This is a genomic window from Frischella japonica, from assembly GCF_014489845.1.
GTDB lineage: Bacteria > Pseudomonadota > Gammaproteobacteria > Enterobacterales > Orbaceae > Frischella > Frischella japonica.
The window spans coordinates 76,831-98,352 of sequence record NZ_JABURY010000021.1; the positions used below are offsets into that span (position 1 = coordinate 76,831).

15 protein-coding genes and 1 pseudogene are annotated in these 21,522 nt (G+C 35.9%); 8 read left to right on the forward strand and 8 right to left on the reverse strand.

The window, feature by feature from the left end:
* Positions 1-65: 65 nt before the first annotated feature.
* The 4 genes and pseudogenes from ftsY to rpoH form a co-directional block, all read left to right on the forward strand.
* Positions 66-995 (forward strand): annotated as a pseudogene (gene ftsY / locus FcAc13_RS11165) (signal recognition particle-docking protein FtsY); the annotation flags it as partial.
* A 5-nt stretch (positions 996-1,000) separates the two neighbouring features.
* Positions 1,001-1,672, forward strand: a complete 672-nt coding sequence (gene ftsE / locus FcAc13_RS11170; protein ID WP_187756299.1) for a cell division ATP-binding protein FtsE — start codon at positions 1,001-1,003, stop codon at positions 1,670-1,672.
* Positions 1,659-2,621, forward strand: coding sequence for a permease-like cell division protein FtsX (gene ftsX / locus FcAc13_RS11175; protein ID WP_187756300.1), 963 nt, complete (start codon positions 1,659-1,661; stop codon positions 2,619-2,621). The genes ftsE and ftsX overlap by 14 nt, the downstream gene beginning before the upstream one ends.
* Before the next feature lie 188 nt (positions 2,622-2,809).
* Positions 2,810-3,670, forward strand: a complete 861-nt coding sequence (rpoH, locus tag FcAc13_RS11180) for an RNA polymerase sigma factor RpoH (protein WP_187756301.1) — start codon at positions 2,810-2,812, stop codon at positions 3,668-3,670.
* Between the two features lie 214 nt (positions 3,671-3,884).
* On the opposite strand, the gene tilS is transcribed toward rpoH, so the two are convergent.
* The gene (gene tilS / locus FcAc13_RS11185; protein WP_187756302.1) at positions 3,885-5,222 is read right to left on the reverse strand and encodes a tRNA lysidine(34) synthetase TilS; all 1,338 of its coding nucleotides are present in this window, start codon (positions 5,220-5,222) and stop codon (positions 3,885-3,887) included.
* A gap of 27 nt (positions 5,223-5,249) precedes the next feature.
* Positions 5,250-6,479: a cystathionine beta-lyase gene (metC, locus tag FcAc13_RS11190; RefSeq protein WP_187756303.1), complete on the reverse strand. Its 1,230-nt coding sequence runs from the start codon at positions 6,477-6,479 to the stop codon at positions 5,250-5,252.
* Between the two features lie 112 nt (positions 6,480-6,591).
* Between metC and FcAc13_RS11195 the strand changes: the two genes are divergently transcribed.
* The gene (locus FcAc13_RS11195) at positions 6,592-7,233 is read left to right on the forward strand and encodes a 4'-phosphopantetheinyl transferase family protein (RefSeq protein WP_187756304.1); all 642 of its coding nucleotides are present in this window, start codon (positions 6,592-6,594) and stop codon (positions 7,231-7,233) included.
* Positions 7,234-7,346: 113 nt separating this feature from the next.
* Here FcAc13_RS11195 and ftnA read toward each other — a convergent pair whose 3' ends face one another.
* A complete protein-coding gene (gene ftnA, locus FcAc13_RS11200) occupies positions 7,347-7,871 on the reverse strand; it encodes a non-heme ferritin (protein ID WP_187756305.1) in 525 nt (174 codons plus the stop codon).
* A gap of 149 nt (positions 7,872-8,020) precedes the next feature.
* Positions 8,021-8,803 (reverse strand): tyrosine-protein phosphatase, encoded by a 783-nt coding sequence (locus tag FcAc13_RS11205; protein ID WP_187756306.1) that lies wholly within the window; start codon positions 8,801-8,803, stop codon positions 8,021-8,023.
* A 194-nt stretch (positions 8,804-8,997) separates the two neighbouring features.
* On the opposite strand from FcAc13_RS11205, the gene pepB reads away from it, so the two are divergent.
* Positions 8,998-10,275 carry an aminopeptidase PepB gene (pepB, locus tag FcAc13_RS11210; RefSeq protein WP_425499472.1) on the forward strand — a complete coding sequence of 426 codons (1,278 nt, stop codon included), beginning with the start codon at positions 8,998-9,000 and terminating at the stop codon, positions 10,273-10,275.
* A 110-nt stretch (positions 10,276-10,385) separates the two neighbouring features.
* Here the strand turns inward: pepB and FcAc13_RS11215 are convergent, their stop codons facing one another.
* Positions 10,386-11,282: a LysR family transcriptional regulator ArgP gene (locus FcAc13_RS11215; protein ID WP_187756308.1), complete on the reverse strand. Its 897-nt coding sequence runs from the start codon at positions 11,280-11,282 to the stop codon at positions 10,386-10,388.
* Between the two features lie 161 nt (positions 11,283-11,443).
* Here FcAc13_RS11215 and rpiA point away from each other — a divergent pair, with 161 nt between their 5' ends.
* Together rpiA and serA are read left to right on the forward strand one after the other, a co-directional pair.
* Positions 11,444-12,103 carry a ribose-5-phosphate isomerase RpiA gene (gene rpiA / locus FcAc13_RS11220; protein WP_187756309.1) on the forward strand — a complete coding sequence of 220 codons (660 nt, stop codon included), beginning with the start codon at positions 11,444-11,446 and terminating at the stop codon, positions 12,101-12,103.
* A 38-nt stretch (positions 12,104-12,141) separates the two neighbouring features.
* Positions 12,142-13,383, forward strand: a complete 1,242-nt coding sequence (serA, locus tag FcAc13_RS11225) for a phosphoglycerate dehydrogenase (protein ID WP_187756310.1) — start codon at positions 12,142-12,144, stop codon at positions 13,381-13,383.
* Positions 13,384-13,510: 127 nt separating this feature from the next.
* Here the strand turns inward: serA and FcAc13_RS11230 are convergent, their stop codons facing one another.
* The 3 genes from FcAc13_RS11230 to FcAc13_RS11240 all read right to left on the reverse strand — a co-directional run bounded on the left by FcAc13_RS11230 (position 13,511) and on the right by FcAc13_RS11240 (position 21,502).
* Complete coding sequence (locus FcAc13_RS11230; RefSeq protein ID WP_220679304.1) at positions 13,511-14,023, reverse strand: CHAP domain-containing protein; 513 nt, start codon at positions 14,021-14,023, stop codon at positions 13,511-13,513.
* 314 nt (positions 14,024-14,337) lie between these two features.
* Complete coding sequence (locus FcAc13_RS11235; RefSeq protein ID WP_187756312.1) at positions 14,338-19,281, reverse strand: DNA repair ATPase; 4,944 nt, start codon at positions 19,279-19,281, stop codon at positions 14,338-14,340.
* 121 nt (positions 19,282-19,402) lie between these two features.
* A complete protein-coding gene (locus FcAc13_RS11240) occupies positions 19,403-21,502 on the reverse strand; it encodes a flotillin family protein (protein ID WP_187756313.1) in 2,100 nt (699 codons plus the stop codon).
* Between the last annotated feature and the right edge of the window lie 20 nt (positions 21,503-21,522).

The window sequence follows — 21,522 nt, forward strand, 5'->3', positions numbered from 1 at the left end:
TTTTAGACAATAATAAAATATTACCAATAGAAATTGGAGCGATTTACAATATGAGTGAACAGAAAAAAACTGGATTTTTTGCCCGCTTAAAAAATGGATTATTCAAAACCAAACAAAATATTGGTTCTGGTTTATTTAGTTTATTTAAAGGAAAGAAAATCGATGATGAATTGTTCGAAGAACTTGAAGAACAATTATTAATTGCTGATGTTGGTATTGATACTACGCAAAAAATCATTCACTCTTTGACTGAGCACGCATCACGTAAACAATTAAAAGATGCTGAAGCCTTAAATCAACTTTTAAAAGATGAATTACGGGCGATTTTAACCAAAGTGGATCAACCATTAGATATACAAACACATCAACCTTATGTAATTCTAATGGTAGGTGTAAATGGTGTAGGTAAGACGACTACTATAGGTAAATTAGCCAAACAATTTCAAAATCAAGGCAAATCAGTTATGTTAGCCGCTGGCGATACCTTTAGAGCCGCTGCGGTCGAACAACTGCAAGTATGGGGAGAAAGAAATGATATTCCCGTTATTGCCCAGCATATCAATGCTGATTCAGCATCTGTTATTTTCGATGCTATTCAAGCAGCTAAATCCCGAAAGATCGATGTACTTATTGCAGATACCGCCGGACGACTACAAAATAAAAGCCATTTAATGGATGAATTGAAAAAAATCGTACGTGTAATGAAAAAAATAGATGAAACAGCACCACACGAAATTATGCTAACCATCGATGCCAGTACTGGACAAAATGCCATCAGTCAAACCAAAATTTTTAATGAAGCAGTTGGGGTAACAGGGATTACCTTAACTAAACTTGATGGTACTGCTAAAGGTGGCGTAATCTTCAGTATTGCTGATCAATTTAATATTCCTATTCGTTTTATTGGGGTCGGTGAAAAAATTGATGATTTACGACCATTTATCGCCGATGATTTCATAGAAGCATTGTTTGACCAAACAACGGAAGAAAATTAAGATATATGATTCGATTTAAACGTGTCAGTAAAGCTTATTCTGGTGGCAGACCCGCACTACAAAATATTGATTTTCACCTCAATAAAGGAGAAATGGCTTTTTTAACGGGTCATTCTGGGGCAGGTAAAAGTACCTTATTACGCTTAATTTGTGGATTAGAAAGGGCTAATGATGGTCAAGTAATTTTAAACGGTCATGATGTTAGTCAATTAAAAAAACAAGATATTCCGTTTTTACGTCGTAATATTGGCATGATCTTTCAAGATCACCAATTATTAATGGATCATACTATTTATGATAACGTAGCAATCCCTTTGATCATATTAGGTAAACCACTTGAAGAAATTCGTCGTCGTGTCTCTGCTGCATTGGATAAGGTCGGTTTAATCGATAAAATGAAATTTTACCCTATTCAATTATCAGGTGGTGAGCAACAACGTGTTGGGATCGCTAGGGCAATTGTTAATCGTCCAATGGTTTTACTCGCCGATGAACCGACCGGTAATTTAGATGATAAATTATCCAAGGATATTCTAAAATTATTTGAAGAACTTAACCAAACTGGGGTGACCGTTCTTATGGCAACCCATAATTTAGGCTTAATTCGACGTAAACATCGTCGCATATTAAATTTAAATCAAGGTAGACTAACTGGGGATAGGCATGCTGAGGATTAGAAAAAACAATCAACAACGGGATGATAATTCTTTCTTCCCACGTTGGAAAAGGCAAATCCATTATGCTTGGCAAAATGTATATAATGATTTTCGTCAACATGCTATAGCCTCTCTACTCACCATTATTGTGATTGCAATTTCTATTACCTTACCAACCATTGGCTATTTATTATGGAAAAATGCTAATCAAGCCGCACATCAATGGTACCCAACGCCAAATTTAACCGTCTATATCAATAAAACACTTAATCAAAAGGATACTGATAATTTAATTAAACAAATTACCCAATTTCCAGAAGTAGAAAGGGTAAACTATTTATCGCGCGATGAAACACTCCAAGAGTTTAAATTATGGTCTGGTTTTAGCGAAGCGTTAGAATTATTAGATGAAAATCCCCTTCCCGCGGTTGCTATCATTATGCCCAAAGATGAAGCCAAACAAACGGCAATTTTACATGCAATACAAACTGAAATCGTTAAACTTAAAGGCGTTGATGATGTTAGGCTTGATGATAGTTGGTTTACTCGGTTAACCACCTTTACAGACATGGTTAAAACCATTGTATGGACAATTTCAATTTTTATGATGATTGCCGTAGCATTAGTTATTGGTAATAGTATCCGGTTAGCTATCTTTAGTCGCCGACAAACCATTATTGTTATGCAACTTATTGGCGCTACTGATGGCTTTATTTTACGACCTTTTTTATATAGTGGCATGTTTAATGGTTTCATTAGTGCGATTTTAGCATTAATATTATCGGAAATATTTATCTTTAGAATAGATGCGATTATCTTGAATGTTTCCTCAGTTTTTGGAACAATATTCAACTTAGAAGGTTTAAATTGGGATGAAAGTTTATTTATCATCTTAATTGCAACGATGATAGGTTGGTTATCAGCTTTATTAGCAACCAAAAAGTATTTAAATATGCCACATATTAATTAATTTTATGATTTAGAGTTATTGAACCAATATAACCAAATTAACATGTAAAAATGGTGAACTAAATCACAGTTTTATAGTCTAATTTAGCAAGACGTAATAAAAGATCTAGGGTTTATTATTACAATACAGAATTTTTACTTAGTGATTAAGGTATAATCACAAGTAATCCCACAAGGGGGAGAATTGATATGAGTAACGAATTAAAGATGCAGTCTGTTGCTTTAATTCCACAAGGAAATGTTGATGCTTATCTACGAATGATCAACACCTATCCAATGTTGAGCGCAGAAGAAGAAAAAGAATTAGGTGAGAAGCTTTACTATCATAATGATGTAGATGCTGCTAGACAACTGATCTTATCACATCTGCGTTTTGTCGCACACATTGCACGCGGATACTCTGGTTATGGATTACCACAAGCGGATTTAATCCAAGAAGGTAACATTGGTTTGATGAAAGCGGTACGTCGGTTTAATCCGGAAATGGGTGTACGATTAGTCTCTTTTGCTGTTCATTGGATTAAAGCGGAAATTCATGAATATGTGTTGAAAAACTGGCGAATTGTTAAAGTTGCAACGACCAAAGCACAACGTAAGTTATTCTTTAATTTACGTAAAACAAAACAACGTTTAGGTTGGTTTAGTCATGATGAAGTCGCTATGGTTGCCGATGAGCTTGGCGTATCACGCAAAGATGTCATGGAAATGGAATCACGTATGTCTGCGCAAGATATGTCATTTGATATTGATAGCGAAGATGATGATAATTCAGTAGTTGCACCGGCACTTTATTTAGAAGATACCTCATCAGATTTCTCAAAATCGATTGAAGAAGACAACTGGGAAAATGATGCCACGGATAAACTACACGATGCATTATCCCAATTAGATGAACGTAGTCAGGATATTATCAAAGCTCGTTGGTTAGATGCGGATGACAGCAAATCAACTTTACAAGAGCTTGCAGCAAAATATAACGTTTCGGCAGAACGAATACGTCAACTTGAAAAAAATGCTATGCAAAAATTACGTGTTGCCATTGAAGCGTAACACTAATCGATTTTATATCAAATCCCAGTTTTAACTGGGATTTTTATTAACGATGCTATGTATTACAATTTAATCAGTAATGTTAAATTAAATTTAATATATTGTGACCATCGGCATTGAAAATGCCGATTTAGTATAACTGTTATTAAATGTTTTTGAAAAGGTGAGCTAATCCAGTATAAACACCATTGGTGATGAAATTTTATTTCAATAACTAATCAACATGAGATGTTAAATGGTCACCGTCATTTATAATAAACCGCACCTGTTCGCCTTTGCCCGCCTGCGTTACAAATACACCGACAGCCGTAATTAGTGTTTCATTATAAAAAATAAGCGGAATACGACTACGCATCCAAGGTGGAATATTCAGTTCTTGCCACAATTTTTTTATTGATCGAGAACCGTTACGACCAACAATTTGCAATTGCCCATGGGCGGAAAATCTGACACTCACCAGCTCATTCTCATGCGGTAAACGACAATTACCTTGTGCAGAATTTGCCGATAATATGCCGACATTATCGGGTAGTATCAATGGATTGGTTAACTGCCAGATTAATTTGTTCACACGCAAATCCTGATAGCGAGGCAACAAATAAAGACGATTTTGATAACGACGAATCTGTTTATCCGCCAATAAAAATGTTGGATTACTATCTTCTCTGGCTAAAATAACGGTTTGCCAAATCATGGCTAATTGTTTACGACTTGGCATGATAACTTGGCTGCATTTTAGCCACATCCGTAATAAAGCATTACGCTTTACCGCGGAAAAAGATAATAATGGTTGGATGGACAAGCTTTTTTGCTTATCTGTTAATTGCGCTAACGTTTCAGCCAGTAACTCATTCAGGAGCTGTTCTTGTTGTTGACAAAGTTCAGCACTACGCACCACCATTTGACTGAAATGTGGCCAACGTTGATTAAGTAGTGGCAAAACGTTTAAACGCAGAAAATTGCGATCGTAATGGTCATCTTGATTACTTTCATCTTCTATCCATTGCAAATGATACGCTTGAGCATACTGTTCGATCTGGTGGCGACAAATTGTTAATAGAGGACGCAATAACAGATGATCTGCCAACAAACTCTGTTCCGGCATAGCCGATAATCCAGCTGGACCACTGCCTCGTTTCAATGCTAATAAAAATGTTTCACATTGATCATCGAGATGTTGGGCTGTGCATAAAATCGTTTGTTGATTAAAATGTTTAGCTATAGCTGCATAACGTGCAGCTCTGGCTTGAGCTTCAATATTACCTTGGTCTAACCGTAGACTCACTTTTTCGACGACACAAGGTATCTGCCAAAGTTGACACTGCTGCTGGCAATGTTTTGCCCAGTCATCTGCATTGGTACTAATACCATGATGAATATAAATTGCTGTTAATTGCAATTCAGGTAATACTTGCTGCTTTAAACGGACTAAAGCATGCACTAAAACGGTAGAATCAATACCACCGCTATAAGCGACTAAAATATCACGATGCTCACCAATTCGGTTTAATACTGTATGCTCAATAGCCTGCGTTATAGCTCGTTTTCCCATAATTGATACTATAAATTAAAAACTGATTTATACTAATGACTGTAACGCAGTGATTTTATTTTTGTTGGTATTAATGCGATTAAGTCCTGCTTCTAAATCGGCAATCAAATGATCAACATCTTCTAATCCGATATGAATACGAATTAAAGTTCCGTCGAAATCAACTCCACTAATCGGTCTAATACGAGCAATATCCTCTGGTTGGTTAGCGAGAATTAATGATTCAAATCCGCCCCACGAAAAAGCCATTGAAAAATACTTAAATTCATCTAAAAATTCTGCTAACTGAGCTTCGCTCAAGCGCTCTTTTAAAATAAAAGAGAATAATCCACTATGACCAAGAAAATCTCGTTTAAAAAACTGATGACCTTTACAACTGGCTAAAGCTGGATGATTAACTCGCTCAACTAACGGGTGCTTAGTTAACCATTTAGCCACTTTTAAACTACTTTCCTGATGCTGTTTTAAGCGCACAGCTAAGGTTCGTAGTCCACGAGCAGTGATGTAGGCGGTATCTGCATCACACATTTGCCCCATTAAATAACTACGTTCACGCAGTTGTGGCCAGCAACGCTCATTTGCTACTGCTGTACCAATCATCGCATCAGAATGACCAACTAAATATTTAGTACCGGCTTGTATTGAAATATCAATATCATGAGCTAATGCTGGAAAAAACACGCCGCCACTCCAGCTATTATCCAGCATAATCACAATTTCTGGATTGATTTTGCGTACCGCTTTCACAATAGCTGGAATATCATGGACTTCCATAGTTACTGAGCTTGGTGCTTCAAGGAACACCACTTTGGTATTAGGTTTGATATATTCGGCAATATTCTCGCCAACAAGAATAGGAAAATAATCAGTTTTAACCCCTAAGTCAGTTAAAATTTCATTACAAAATTCTTGTGTCGGCTCGTAAGCCCCTTCGGTTAATAAAATGTGATCACCCGTTTTAACAAATGCTAAAATGGTATTAGTTATGGCTGCTGCGCCGCATGGATATAAATAACAACCCGCTCCTCCTTCCAATTCACACATTGCTTCTTGCAAAGCAAAATGCGTTAAAGTACCTCGGCGTCCATAAAATAGTTCATATTGAGTACGTTTTTCGGTAGCTTTTTTTTTGTCCTCAACAGAATCAAACACAATTGAAGAAGCGCGTTGTATTACACTATTTACTGCGCCTTGGGTAAAACGTTTGTCACGACCAGCATGTACCAAAGTAGTTTGTACTTCATTTGGAAATTTCATAGTGTTTTCTCAATGATTATTATCAATATTCGTTAATTAGCATAACATGTTTTAAAACAACTCTGCAAAATCCTGTTAAAATAATCATAATTTTTAATTATCACTTATCAATATGCGGGAAAACTACGTTTTAGCTCAATTGGCAAATGTTAATCAGTTTGATACTTCAGCGATGTTAGCATCACCATTAATTTCACCCCAAGTGATTAACCACGCAAAACAATTACACGGTAAACGCCAAAAACAATTTATTACGTGTCGTTATTTACTAGCCGAATTACTTAATGATCATTATGGGATATCTTGTCTACCATTAATTATTATTGGAAACAACCAACGCCCACAGTTTGAAAAAACAAATTTACCCGATTTTAATATCAGTCATAGTGGAGATTATGTGGCAATAGCTATATGCAGTAATGGGAAAATCGGGATTGATATTGAACAGGATCGACCAAGAAAACAGTATCGCAAAATCGCTGCACAGTTTTTTTCCGAACATGAAAATACTTGGTTAAATCAACAAGCCGACGGGTTATCTGCATTTTGGCAATTATGGACCTTACGGGAAGCAGCCTTAAAACTATATGCCAAAAGTGTTTGGCAAATGAAAGAATTACAACTAAATATGCAAAAGAAACAGATTTCCGCCTCTTTTGCCGATAATTTCTATTACCATCATCAACCTTTGGAACAAATTTATTTATCGATTTGTTGTGAACAGCCAATCACTCAAATATGCCTTAATCAATAAAAATCATCTTATCACTGTTAGAAACTTTATCAAAAATAAAGCCTCTAACATCTTAATTTAAAAGAAATGTTAATAATATTTTCAACTCAGGCATATCATAATGTATAAATAACCTATGCCTCATGATTATTAGCAAGTAAACCGGATTCAGACAACATTTGATTAAAATCCTTATCCATAAAAAATAAATCACGTTTATTGTTACCCACTAATTCCAGTTTTTCGACAATAGTTTTAAAGAGTTTTTCTTCTTCATGCTGTTCAGCAACATACCATTGTAAAAATTGGAACGTTGGATAATCTTTTTGTGTTAACGCATAATCAACCAAATCGTTAATCGCTTGACTGATCTTAATCTCATGAGCATAAGCTTTTTTAAATATATCACTTAATGAGGCGTATTCTGTTTCTGGTGCATCAATTTGCCCAACAATAGCAAATGCACCACAATCTTGTACATAATCAAATAAACGCTGCATATGAGCCATCTCTTCTTTAGCATGATCACGTAAAAAGCGGGCAAAGGTTGAAAAATTTTGATCATCACACCAAGCGCTCATTTGCAAATAGAGATTGGATGAATAAAATTCAAGATTAAGTTGATTATTGAGTTTTTTTGTCATTTCATTGGTTAACATAATAGGGCTCCCAGATCATTTTAGATTTATATTATTATGGTATCGACATGCTGGCATATTTATTCAGCACTAAAAATAATTGCCATTTCCCTTAATTGACTTGTTAGTTTAAGGGCGGTGAGTATATATCGAAATGACAGTAAATAAAATCAAATTAAATAATAGCGTTGAATAACTTGTCGTTTTTCATCAGTTAATTGGTAATCATTCTCAAGCCAGTGATCGAACGTGTTATAACGTGCTTTTATCGCGTCAAATGCCGCTTGTAAATACAGTGGATTAGCAGCAAAAATCTGCTTACGTTTTTCAAGCCACTGTTGATCTAATTTACCTTGATACTTAGCAAAGATCTGATCAATCACGGGAGCTAATAATTTTTCTGACAAAATATAGTCTTGCATCACCTGTTCTTCTTCAACGCCTAATGCTAACAGTGTTAATGCGACACCAATGCCGGTGCGATCTTTACCAATAGCACAATGCTGAACAATCGATTTACCATTACCATTGACTAATAAATCAACTAATGTTTGATAAGCGGGATTATTAAACGGTAATAACTGATACAATTTAATCATAAAGTCCGCTGGACTATGCTGTTTTAAATCATTCGTTTCAGTTAATTCTTTAGTCAAGTTGGCGCTGACATCATCACTTAATGGATTAGCTGGAACATTAAAATATTGCACTGAATGCCAAAGCTTATCTGGCCGATGTTGTGCTTCACCATTATCCCGATAATCTAACACCGCTTTAATCGCTAATTTTTGTTCAATAAAAGCCTGTTCTTCATCTGTAATTTGCGAAAAATCACCCGAACGAAAAAGTAATCCTGTCCGAATTTTACGCCCATCTTTGGTTTTAATTCCGCCTAAATCACGGAAATTGATACCATTTTTAATGGCAACAATATGGGGTGACGATAATGACATAAATGACCTCCTACCGAAATTAATATGATTGATGTAATTATAACGTAATTTACTAATGCCCCCATCAACAAAATTTTTTATGCCATGATTAACGTGGTAACCATGAATCAAAGGTGTATTATTAACTAATTTTGCTAAAATAGTGATATAAAACGCGAATCACTTTCAATGGAGTAACAAATATCATGGCGACTATGTCGATTTTTCTGTCCCACCAATCTGCCGATGAACAATGGGGTCAATCTGCTTTACTCAGCTATACCGATCAAGGTATTACTATTCATTGTACAACTAAATCTTATTTAGAAACCATCCAAAAGGCAGGTCGCAAAATCGAAAGCCAAGGCATTTACGATCTTACTTTGGCTGGCGAAGGATGGGATCTCGAAGCTAACTGGCATTTTTGGCTTGGTTATCGTCATCCTAAAAGCTATCATAAAGCAAAAATTCACTGGTCTAAGCTTAATCAAGATGATCAACATGAATTAAACAATCGTTTATCGATCATTGATTGGACCCGTAATACGATTAATCAACCTGCAGAGCAGCAAAGTCCAGTGCAGTTAGCACAAATGAGTATAGATTTAATCACATCTTTATCAAACAATGTAAAATATAAGCTTATTTGTGGTGAGGCGCTAAAAGCAGATAACTACATGGGCATCTATACGGTTGGTAAAGGTTCAGTGCGAGAACCGGTATTATTAGAGCTCGATTATAATCCAACCGGCGATGATAACTTCCCAGTTATGGCTTGTTTAGTCGGTAAAGGAATTACCTTTGATTCTGGTGGTTATAGCTTAAAACCAACCCAATTTATGGAAACCATGCGCGCAGATATGGGCGGTGCAGCATTAGTAACCGGAGCTTTAGCCTTAGCCATTAGCCGTGGTTTAACATCACGTATTAAACTCTATTTATGCTGTGCAGATAATTTAGTCAGTGGTGAAGCTTTTAAATTAGGTGATATTATTCGTTACCGTAATGGTGTCAGTGTGGAAATCGAAAATACCGATGCTGAAGGTCGTTTAGTGCTGGCTGATGGATTATTATGCGCATGTGATGCACATCCTAAATATATTATCGATTGTGCAACATTAACTGGGGCGGCAAAAGTAGCGGTCGGTAACGATTATCATTCATTGCTATCGTTTGATCAGAGCTTCGCTCAACAACTGTTAACAAGTGCACAATATGAACTTGAACCATTTTGGCAATTACCATTAGCAGAATTTCACCGTTCACAATTTCCATCATCATTTGCTGATATTGGTAATTCCGGTTTGCCAAACACTGCTGGCGCGAGCACTGCGGCAGCTTTTTTATCTTATTTTGTAAATAACTATCAGCAAAATTGGTTACATATTGACTGTTCAGCAACCTTCCGCAAATCAGCAACCGCATTATGGGCAACAGGAGCAACAGGCGTTGGGGTTAGATCATTAGCCAATTTACTAACGCAATTGCAATAAATAATACCAATATTAAACTCAACGTTAGTAAATTTAATTGATATAGATGTGGGTCAGATAGTGACCCACGTAAAACAGAAATGAATTATAGTGTTGATAATCACCACTTTTTAATCTTGTTGCCACAGTACATTCTTAGCATACTGTGTTAAGGTTTCGGAAATATTTTGCATCACACTACTTTCAGGTCCGAATCGGTGCCAATATAACATACGACGCTGAAATAACCCTTCTGTTAAATTAATTAATTCACCATTTTTTAATTCATTTTCGACTTGTAGGATTGGTAGCATACAACACGCTGCCCCTTGTTTAGCCAGCTGAACAAAAGCTTCTGATGAACTGGTAATATGACATATCACGCTACCTGGTGCCATATTAAAATTTTCATTTAAAAACATTTGGTGCATATCATCCAAATGATCAAACGCAACCGCTGGCGCTTTCATTAAAGTTGAGCGAGTTACACCATTTGGAAAATACCGCTTAGCAAAGTCTGGTGAGGCCACAAAAATATAATCTAATGCGCCAAGGCGATCTGATAAACAACCAGGCAAGGGTAATTCTTGAATACTGATCGCTCCAACAACTGTTCCTAATCGCAATAAATCTAAAGTATGCTCTTCATCTTTAACCTGAATATCAAAACGCAAATTATTTTTATCTAATACCGGTTTTAATGCAGGTAATAGCCATGTTGCTAATGAATCAGCATTCACCGCAATAGAAAGCGATAAAGGGGTCGTGGTGTGATCATTATCACCAAGCCATTGTTGTTCTAACAACTCAACTTGATGCAATAAACCTAACAGATGCTCACCTTGTTTCGTCGCTTTAGGTGGGATCGTTCTTACTAACAACTGTTGACCGAAAAAACTTTCCAACTGTTTTATACGTTGCGATACCGCTGGTTGTGTAATACACAACTTATCAGCCGCGCGTTCAAATCCTCGTTCTTTGATAACGGCATCCAATGCCTGTAATGCTCTATAATCTGGACGTTTCATGAGTATTATAATAGTTTATTGTTAAATATTGCTGATCAAATTTACGATTTTTTATCAAAATCATAATGATTTTTGCTTCTCAATTGGTTACTATGCCATATCTTACACAAGATTGCTTATAAAAATTTATTATTTTTCATAATTAATTTAAGGTAATACCAATGACTCAAGACGAATTAAAAAAAGCTGTCGGGTTTGCCGCATTAAAATTTGTGAAACCTAAAACTATAGTAGGAGTGGGTACAGGCTCCACCGCCGCACATTTTATTGATGCCTTAGCGACGATTAAAAATGATATTATTGGTGCTGTTTCAAGCTCTGAAGCATCAACCAAAAAATTAATGGAATATGGTATTCGTGTTTTTGACTGTAATGATGTCGATAGTTTAGATATTTACGTTGACGGTGCTGATGAAATTAATCATCAAATGCAAATGATCAAAGGTGGTGGAGCTGCACTTACGCGCGAAAAAATCATCGCAGCCATTAGTAAAAAATTTGTCTGTATCGTTGATGAATCAAAAGTGGTTGAAACCTTAGGAAATTTTCCCCTTCCTATTGAAGTTATCCCAATGGCTCGTTCATATGTAGCTAGAGAAATTTTCAAACTCGGTGCCAAACCGATTTATCGTGATGGCGTGGTAACCGATAATGGCAATGTAATCCTAGACATTCACGACTTTATGATACCAAATGCCATTGAAATGGAACATAAAATCAATAATATTGCTGGTGTGGTTACCGTGGGTTTATTCGCTAACCGAGGGGCCAATATTGCGCTAATAGGTACTAAAAGTGGTGTAAAAGAGATTGCATTATAATAGCCTGACAAACTCAACAAAATTGTTAAGGAAATAACATGGTCGTGCAGACATTAAATAAAGACGAAAATAAATTCTTATTACTGGAAGGCGTTCATCCAAGCGCAATCGAAATTTTAAAAGCATCAGGTTATTCCAATATTGAATACTATAAAGGAGCACTCGATGAGCAAGCATTAAAAGAAGCTATTAAAGATGCTCGCTTTGTAGGCGTTCGTTCTCGAACCCAACTGACGGAAGAAATCATCAATTGTGCGCCTAAATTAGCTGGAATTGGTTGTTTTTGTATTGGTACCAATCAAGTTAATCTTCAGGCAGCGAGTAGAAGAGGAATTCCGGTATTTAATGCACCGTTTTCAAATACCCGTTCGGTTGCTGAATTAGTTCTAGCTGAAATGATTTTACTGTTAAGACGAGTTCCTGAGGCTAATGCACAAGCACATTTAGGTAAATGGAATAAAATAGCCATTGGTTCTCATGAAGCACGGGGTAAACGTTTAGGTATCATTGGTTATGGTCATATCGGTAGCCAACTGAGCGTACTGGCTGAATCATTAGGTATGAAAGTGTTTTTTTATGATATAGAAACTAAATTACCATTAGGTAACGCTAAACAAATGCCAAGTTTGGCAGCGCTTTTAGCCGAGAGTGACGTAATTTCATTACATGTTCCAGAAAATCCGACCACCATAAAAATGATTGGTGAAAAGGAATTTAATATGATGAAACCACGCTCTATTTTGGTTAACGCTTCCCGAGGTAAAGTGGTAGATATTGATGCATTAGCTAATGCGCTAGCTAGTAAACATATTGGCGGTGCGGCGATTGATGTCTTTCCTAGCGAACCAGCAAGTAATAGTGAACCATTCAGCTCTCCTTTGTGTCAATTCGATAATGTTATTATTACACCTCATATTGGCGGATCAACAATTGAGGCACAAGAAAATATTGGCATAGAAGTTGCCACCAAATTAGCAAAATATTCTGATTCTGGTTCAACGTTAAGCGCAGTAAATTTCCCTGAAGTTTCTTTGCCGATTCCAAGTAAAGGCGTAAGCCGTTTTATCAATATCCATAAAAATCAACCTGGTGTATTAACCGCTATCAATACCTTATTTGCAAACCGTGGTTTAAATATTGCTGGTCAGTACTTGCAAACTTCTCCAGAAGTAGGTTATGTAGTCATTGATATTGATAGTGTTGATTTTACAAGAGCAGAAGATATTTTAACCGAACTAAAACAGGTCACGGGAACGATCAAAGCTAGATTATTGTTTTAAATATTGAAGCTAATTAACGAATAACATCGATTATATATTTAATTAATCTGCGTTAAATATATAATCTGTTATCTGCATCTATAACCTAACATTTTAATTTATCATCGATTGATTAAAGAATTTTTCATTATTTCGCTTTGCGTAAATAACCCAAAACACGGTAATTATCAATCGTCCATAAGCCATCTTTAAATATTAATGGATAGGTAGCACGGCTGCTGGCATTAGGGCCTGGATTTTGTTGAACAATTTCAATTTCGTTAGCTGTAACATTACTAATTATGGCAACATGACCATATAAGGATTTGCCTAACACAATTATATCTTCTACTTCTGGCTTAGTTGGTGAACCATTATGAAATTGTAATAAATTACGTTTAGCATTTATTTGCCCATCAGCAATATCAGAATCAAAAAAATGCTTGGCATGCCCATAACTATCCGGCATTTTATGATTAAAACGCTCATAATAATAACGTTTAATGAACTCAACACATTGATATTTTTGACCTAGATTATAACCATCTTTGGTCACATTACGACCGCTAACATTACCGATCTTACCATTATAATAAACATTCACGCCGTTAAATTGATCGACAATTTGGCCAATTTTGTCTTTATCTTCTAATTGTTCCAAATAAAAATATCGGTAATAGATAAAACAGCTTAATAAACTTAATATTAAAAAAAATAAAATTTTTTTCCTGTGTTTTAACATTTGTTATTTTTCATCCGGTTGAGAGATTTATAACTTATTATATTACCCTATCAATACCTTTTATATACTAAAGAATAATATTTTCTCAATGTGTATTCACTATCAAATCAAAATGTCTAACATATTGTTTGATTAGAGAAAACATAGCTAATTCAAAGTCAATAAATCAAGATATTAGCGATATCCAACCCTAAAACATTTCTCCGATTTAGGATTGGATCGTTTTAATAAATTTATACTTTTAAGGATTGAACGCTTTGCACAAGATCTGCTAACTGAGTCACAATTCTTGCGCCAGTATCACTATCATCACCGCCCAGAGCCTTGTTACGCATAAAATCTTGTTTGATCTGTTGCCAACGTACTTTTTGTTCAGCTGTTAATACATTACGAATTTCAGCTAATTTTAAGAGATTTTCCTCTGCACCATTGGTCAATAATTGAGCCTCACCTAAATAGTGATCTTCAATAACCTGATTGATCTCCTGTGCATTCATCACCGCTGAGATTTTTTCCGCTAATTTATTCATATTACGGTAACTACCTTGTAGTTTAAATGGCGGTTCAGTACGATATTTATCTGACTGTGCGGCGCTAATAATATATTGTTGATTAACTTTAAATACCACTTCACGGATAGTCAACAAATGTTTTAACACTGCAACAATTTCACCGATCTCAGCTTGGCTATAGGTATAACTTAATTCATTAGTATTTAGCGGTTTACCTTGAGCATGATCGATTAAGTGATAAAGATCATTTAAATCACGTAATGCTAATGGCGACAAAACACTATTTGACGTTAAACAGTTTTCAATATAGCTTGAAGCGAAGACCTCGTCCATTCCCCCTAACACTTCACCAAGATTGTAAATATCGGCACGGTTAGCCAACATATCTGGGATCTTAAAGACTTCACCTGACTCGGTATACGGATTACCAGCCATAATGACACAGAACTTTTTACCTCTTAAATCATAGGTTTTAGTTTTACCTTGCCATACCCCTTCAATACGACGGGAACCGTCACACAATGAAATAAATTTTTGTAAAAATTCAGGATGGGTATGTTGAATATCATCAAGATATAACATCACATTATTGCCCATCTCTAATGCAAGATTGAGTTTTTCCAACTCCTGACGAGCGGTCGCATTTGGAGCTTGTTGGGGATCAAAAGATAAAACACTATGTCCCAATGCTGGCCCATTAATTTTCATAAAAATTAAGCCTAAACGATTAGCCACATATTCCATTAGCGTTGTTTTACCATAGCCTGGCGGTGAAATCAGTAATAATAAGCCCATTAAATCAGTTCGCCGATTTTCACCTACCGTACCAATTTGTTTAGCTAAATTATCTCCTATAATCGGTAAGTAAACTTGATTAATCAATTTATTTCTAACAAATGAGCTTAACGGTTTCGCCTTAAATTCATCCAAATGTAAATCATTACGCTGTTCATTTAATATTTCTTGACGTATAGTTTGATATTTCTGGAATTCAGGAATGACAATACGCGATTGATGGCGCATACGGGTAAAGAAATTATCAAGATTTATAGTCAATACACCTTGCTTAACTCGTTGATGTTGTCCTAATAAATCCCCTATCGTAATTTCCAGTTCCATTTCACTGATCGTAATATTGAGATGTGTCTGTTTATCTAACAAACATAAAATCACTGCTTCAGCAATATAGCTTTGTAAAGCTTGATATTTTGGTAAAGTACATAAGCCTTTATACCAATTTTCAATTAATTGCCATCGATCGGCAATGCGATCAGCTAGTTTCACCTGTGACTGGTTAAAATCACTCCACATATGGGATTGATTTAAATGATTTTTCAACTCGTCAAATAAACGTTTACTATATTTGCTTAATACAAATTCTTGGGGAACCACAGCTAAAGCATAGCTGAGATATTCGGCGGCTTGTTTAATATGAAAATGTTCATGTGCAATGGGATACTGGGACAAAAACAACGTTAACTCATTGGCAATTTCTAAACGCAAGTTTTGTAATCCTTCGTCATGACCAAATAATGTGTAAATATCCATACAGGTTTTTGACCGTTCAGGCCACAAAGTCGCAATATCATTTTTTTGATTATAATGCCAATATAGGATGGCCAAACTACGAGCTAAAGGATTGTAACGCAACAAACCTGCACTTTCACCCAATGGAATTAATTTGGCTATAATCTTTACCGCATCATGATCATGCACCCCTTTTTCATAACCTTCACGATACCTCACTGCGGCATAATCGCGCACCGTTTTATTTAAACTATCTAATTGATTTACCTGCGTTGTTAAATCTGCATAGGTTAAACCATTTTCATTTTTCAGCGCCGAGGAAATAATAGAATAGGCTAAATATTCAGCACGATAAACCGTTGTAGATTCTGATTCTAACGATAATGGCCAAAATGCTTTATAACTATTAAGTTTGGAATTGTTAATTTTTTCTTGATAATCAGTACCAGTAAGTTGTAAATAAAGATGGTCTTCTTTTGCCACCATGGTTAAATCAAGCTCTTGGGTATTAACACTGAATTTGTGGCGAGGACCTAATTTGATCACATTACCACCTGACTCAAAAATCTCTGATTTATCGCGTAATGTGCGAATAGCTTGATCTTTAGCACTTTTAAAACGCGATTCGATATCATCGGCTTTAACGTTATCAGATAAAGACCTAAGTTTTTCAACCAATTCCTTAATTTTCAGGGCTAACGTATCTGCAATAAAAAAAGCATTTAACTCATTAGGATCCACAAATTTAGCCGTTCTGCGTGGAATGCTATCGAGAATTCTCTGCGCTGCTGTTTGCAATGCTTCAGATCGCTTGGTTCTCTCTTCGAGTAGTGCTTGTTTATGGGTTTCGAATGTTTCAAGTACTTCTTCTCTTTTAGATAAAATATCATTAAGAAATTCGTCACTATCACTAAATTGATTTTCAAGTTCTTCCAGTTGCACAAGTAAACGCGACAATTCATCATCACACTTTTCTGGTGTTGTTGAGATACTTAACGCATTGGCAATGCTTTGGTTAAACAACTTAAATTGGGCACCAAATTGTGCAACCATTTCAACATTAGCTAGACTTTTACGTTTTTGATTAATACGTGCTTTGGTTTGATTTAACTGGCTATAAACATCAGCAATAGCTTCTATAATTTTTGTCTGTAATGTGACATCATCAAATTTTAATGAAGCAATTAACTGAGACAGCATATCTAAGTCAACCGACATTTGTTCCGTTTGCTTAATGGCCTCGTTAAGTTGGACTGCTGTATCCGCTTTTGCAATAGTAGCTTCTAATTCATTAATTTTTGTTAAAAATGGCTTAAGCGCTTGTTCACCAGCTAAAAATTTTGCGGTTGCCAAAGAAACGATAGATTGTCGTTCTTTTAATTCATTTTCCATCTGATCGAGCTGATCGAGATCAATATAACGATAGCTTCGTAAAGTAACAAGTTTCCCAAGTTGCATCTTAATAGCATTAAGTGCATCAACATACATTTGGGTCTCTTGCCATGTATCTGGATAAAGCGTGGTTAGTAATGCCTTCTGATCAGATATCGCCTCACGCATAGAACTATCAGACTGCCGACGAATACTTTCAACTTTCTCATACTCATCCAATACTAATTCACTAGTTTGACAAATATTATGTAGGTTGGTATTAAATGATAAATGACGTTCATCGTTCAACCAAAAATAACTATCAAATAAACGTTTGGTATCGGTGATCAATTTGCTATAAAGAGCAGATGAAACAGCCTGATTATCAATTTCACGAACAATAAAATAGAGATCAGAAATCCCCCTAACTAATTCAGCATTTCCAATTTTACCTAAGAAGCTATTATTAGTAGGTTGTTGTGCAGCATATTCATCACTGTAAAATGGCGTTTGCCAGATTTGCATTGGATGGACACGTGTAGGTTCATCACGTTCACCTTCAAAAACCACCATTCGTCCATCTTCAAACACGGCATAACCATGACCAAGAATCGGACTACTGAGTTTTCGTTCAATCATATTGTAATTAAACAGTGCTAAACGGCCCGAATTCGGATCATAAAAGATGTACATCACATCTTCACCATTTGGTGAACGACGAATACGGCGGAACCGCATTCCTTCCATTGATTGATCAAAAGATTTATATTCACCGTTTTGTAAATAATAACCACCCGGAAAAATAACACCATGATCCTCTGGTAATTGAATGCAAGCTTGACCAATAGAATCGATACGCTGAACCTTTTGAGTCAACGTATTATAAATAAGATATCGCCAATTCTCTTCGCGATAAGGTAATATTCTTAATAGAATTAAAGAACCCACTTTAGCATATTCAATTTTAGCATCGTTAAGCGATTGGTTTTTATCCAAAACTTCTTCACGATAAATACCCAAACCATCATTGGTATTATTCTCACATTTGATGGTTAGATCACCGCCAATCGTTTCAACAAATACTGTATCTAAAATATTGATATGCGGAAAACGACCATTAACAATATTTTCACGCGTTGTTTCAACCCATTCAAAATCATAAGCGGGCGGTAAGGCAATATCACGTTCACCACGATTATCAATATAATTAATGGTTTTTTTATCACTTGAAATAGACCAACGGAAAACCCGAATATCACTAACCCTTTCACCAATTTGAAAACTTGCCAGTAATTTCCCATCTCGTTCAACTAATTGCAAAAGTTGAGCATTTTTATAATAAGTATAAAGTTCATTAAAATCTTGTACAAAACGCTCAATATTTAAAAAGGTATCACCCAGAGCAACCGGTTCAGTCTCGTAATTACCATCACGTTCTACTAACTGATAAAGTGAAAATACATCGGCTATTTTGGTCTCTTTTTTCAACCCTAGAAAGACGTTATAACCAAATAATAACCAATCACCAAATCGTACAATATCTCGAGCGATACAATTATTTTCCGTACGAATACGAATTCGGCTAATAATTGACATATCACTTTTACCGAACTCAGACAATCTTTGTTGGTTTAATGCTTCCGTTTTTTGCTGTAGCTCTTGACCCAATGCGGTTAAACGTTTACGGAGAATTTCATAAGCACCGCCTTCGGCTACGGCATTATCCAGTGCTGTTTGCTGTTGATTATCTTGTTGAACGTCTGTCATTTTTAACTCATTAATTATTATACAGAAAAGATGATTATTTTTACTCAGCCAATGAAGCGGCTGAGTAAAAACAGATAATGAAAATCACTTTATTACCAAGTGTTATAAAACAATCGCCTTACTAGCTCTGATCAGAAGAAGATAAGAACTGTTTAGCTAATGCTTTTAAATCGGTATTACCAAGCGCTTCTTTAATATCGATATCCTTGTTATTTGATAAGCGAGCTAATACGGATTGTAATGCATTCTGTAGTACAGGGCTTTGACCGACAGCCCCTTCAATCGCTTTACCTACACTAATTGCTTTTGAGAAGCTATTGAAGAAGTTATCATTACCACCCACAATTTCAATGTTAGCTTTACTAAACGCAGCCGCAAGTACTTCGGCTTGTTCTTTGGCAATTTCTTTATTCGCTGCAATCGCCGCCATCGCCTGTTCAAAACCTTTTTCCAATGCTAAGCGGAATTCTTCATGATTTTTTGATTGCTCATTCATTGTACCAAGAGCTTGGAACTTCTCAACCAAACCATTTGCTTCTGCCGTTAAGCGCTCACGAATCACTAGAGCATCAGCGATCCCAACTTCTTTGGTTGCAGTAGCTTTTGCTAAACCAATTCTTTCATCACCACGTGCTTGAGCAGAAAGTTTTTCTTCTAACACTTTTGCTTCTGTTAAACCTTGTTTTTCAAGGGCAATTGCTTTTGCCTCGATGACTTTTGCTTCGGCTAAGCCCTTCTCTTGATTACCCTTCGCTTCGGCTAATAATGTTTCAGCACAAACATGCGCTTTAACTAAACCTTCTTTTTCTTCAGCTTCAGCGCTGGCCTTACGTACGGTTGCTTCAGCAAGACCAATAGCAGCTTCTTCAGCCTCAACACCTTGCGCTAATTGTTTTTTCGCTTCAGCGTTTTTAGCTGCTGCTTCAAGCTCAGCTTGAGCGATAATACTGATTTCGACCGCACGATGTTTCGCCGCTTGTTCATCTGCTTCTGCTTGTTTAACCTGTTTTACTAATTCTTGTTCGGCACGCGCTTGCGCATCAATAACTACAATTTGTTTGTCACGATCGGCTTTTGATACTTCACGCACTTCTTTGATACGTTCCTCTTCTACAGCAACCGTTTTTTCAACAGATACACGTTCACGAATCACATTGGCGATATTCTTTTTTTCTTCTTCGAGTGCTTTATCTTTTTCAATTCGTTGCAACTCAACTTCACGTTCACGAGCCACAACTTCTAAAGAGCGTGCTCTTTCTACACGTTCTTCTTCTATCGCAACAGCGCGTAAGCGGTTTTGTTGTGCTACTTCCACTTCACGCTGACGATTTTCTTCTCTGACTTCAATTTCTTGTTGAGCTTGAATTCGTGCTTGTTCTGCTTTTAAACGTTCTTCTTCTTTCACTTTTAATGTTTCAGCAAGTTCACGAGCACGAATTGTTTCAATTTCACGTTTTTGGCGCGCTTCAGCATCCGCTTGTTGACGTTCAAGTTCAAGTTTAGCTTCTATTGTTTCGGTATCTTTCTTTTTTAATGCTAATTCAAGATCTCGTTCACGTTTATTGGTTTCATCTTTATGAATTGCTGTAATATAGGTGATTTTATTAATCCCTTCAGCATCAAAAATATTATCTGGATCTAGTGAACGAATTGGTGTTTGTTCTAAATAGTCAATGGCAACGTCCTCTAAAGCATAACCATTTAAATCTTTACCAATAACATCAATAATACGCTCACGGAAATTCATTCGATCTTCAAATAATTTAGCTAACTCAAATTGCTTACCTACGGTTTTTAATGCTTCGGAAAATTTAGCACTAAATAAGGAACTCACTGCTTTTTGATCTGAAGCACGATCAACACCGATTGATTTAGCAACTTTCAAAACATCTTCGGTTGTTTCATTAACGCGTAAATAAAAAGCGACACAAATATCTGCCCGCAAATTATCTTTACAAATCAAACCATCTTTACCACGACGTTCAACATCAAAAGAGATTAAAGATATTTTCATGAACTCTTTTTTGTAGATTACCGGATAAACTAATGCACCAGTAAAATGTACCTTAGGGCTTGATGTCATATCATTAACAATTAACGCCGTTCCTTGTGGTACCTTGATATAAAATGATTTAAATAATGCTATAAAACCGACAATGATAATGGCAATAATCGCAATCACAATGCCAAAAAGTGTTAAACTATCAAAACTAAAACCCATATTTTTTATTCTCCAAAAAT

What these genes read in the sequence shown, in the direction of transcription:
- FcAc13_RS11205 (WP_187756306.1), bottom strand. Translation starts at nt 8,803, where the DNA reads ATGTCATTATCGTCACCCCATATTGTTGCCATTAAAAATGGTATCAAT.
- ftnA (WP_187756305.1), bottom strand. Translation starts at nt 7,871, where the DNA reads ATGTTAACCAATGAAATGACAAAAAAACTCAATAATCAACTTAATCTT.
- serA (WP_187756310.1), top strand. Translation starts at nt 12,142, where the DNA reads ATGGTCGTGCAGACATTAAATAAAGACGAAAATAAATTCTTATTACTG.
- FcAc13_RS11215 (WP_187756308.1), bottom strand. Translation starts at nt 11,282, where the DNA reads ATGAAACGTCCAGATTATAGAGCATTACAGGCATTGGATGCCGTTATC.
- rpoH (WP_187756301.1), top strand. Translation starts at nt 2,810, where the DNA reads ATGAGTAACGAATTAAAGATGCAGTCTGTTGCTTTAATTCCACAAGGA.
- ftsX (WP_187756300.1), top strand. Translation starts at nt 1,659, where the DNA reads ATGCTGAGGATTAGAAAAAACAATCAACAACGGGATGATAATTCTTTC.
- FcAc13_RS11240 (WP_187756313.1), bottom strand. Translation starts at nt 21,502, where the DNA reads ATGGGTTTTAGTTTTGATAGTTTAACACTTTTTGGCATTGTGATTGCG.
- ftsE (WP_187756299.1), top strand. Translation starts at nt 1,001, where the DNA reads ATGATTCGATTTAAACGTGTCAGTAAAGCTTATTCTGGTGGCAGACCC.
- pepB (WP_425499472.1), top strand. Translation starts at nt 8,998, where the DNA reads ATGTCGATTTTTCTGTCCCACCAATCTGCCGATGAACAATGGGGTCAA.
- metC (WP_187756303.1), bottom strand. Translation starts at nt 6,479, where the DNA reads ATGAAATTTCCAAATGAAGTACAAACTACTTTGGTACATGCTGGTCGT.
- FcAc13_RS11195 (WP_187756304.1), top strand. Translation starts at nt 6,592, where the DNA reads ATGCGGGAAAACTACGTTTTAGCTCAATTGGCAAATGTTAATCAGTTT.
- rpiA (WP_187756309.1), top strand. Translation starts at nt 11,444, where the DNA reads ATGACTCAAGACGAATTAAAAAAAGCTGTCGGGTTTGCCGCATTAAAA.
- tilS (WP_187756302.1), bottom strand. Translation starts at nt 5,222, where the DNA reads ATGGGAAAACGAGCTATAACGCAGGCTATTGAGCATACAGTATTAAAC.
- FcAc13_RS11235 (WP_187756312.1), bottom strand. Translation starts at nt 19,281, where the DNA reads ATGACAGACGTTCAACAAGATAATCAACAGCAAACAGCACTGGATAAT.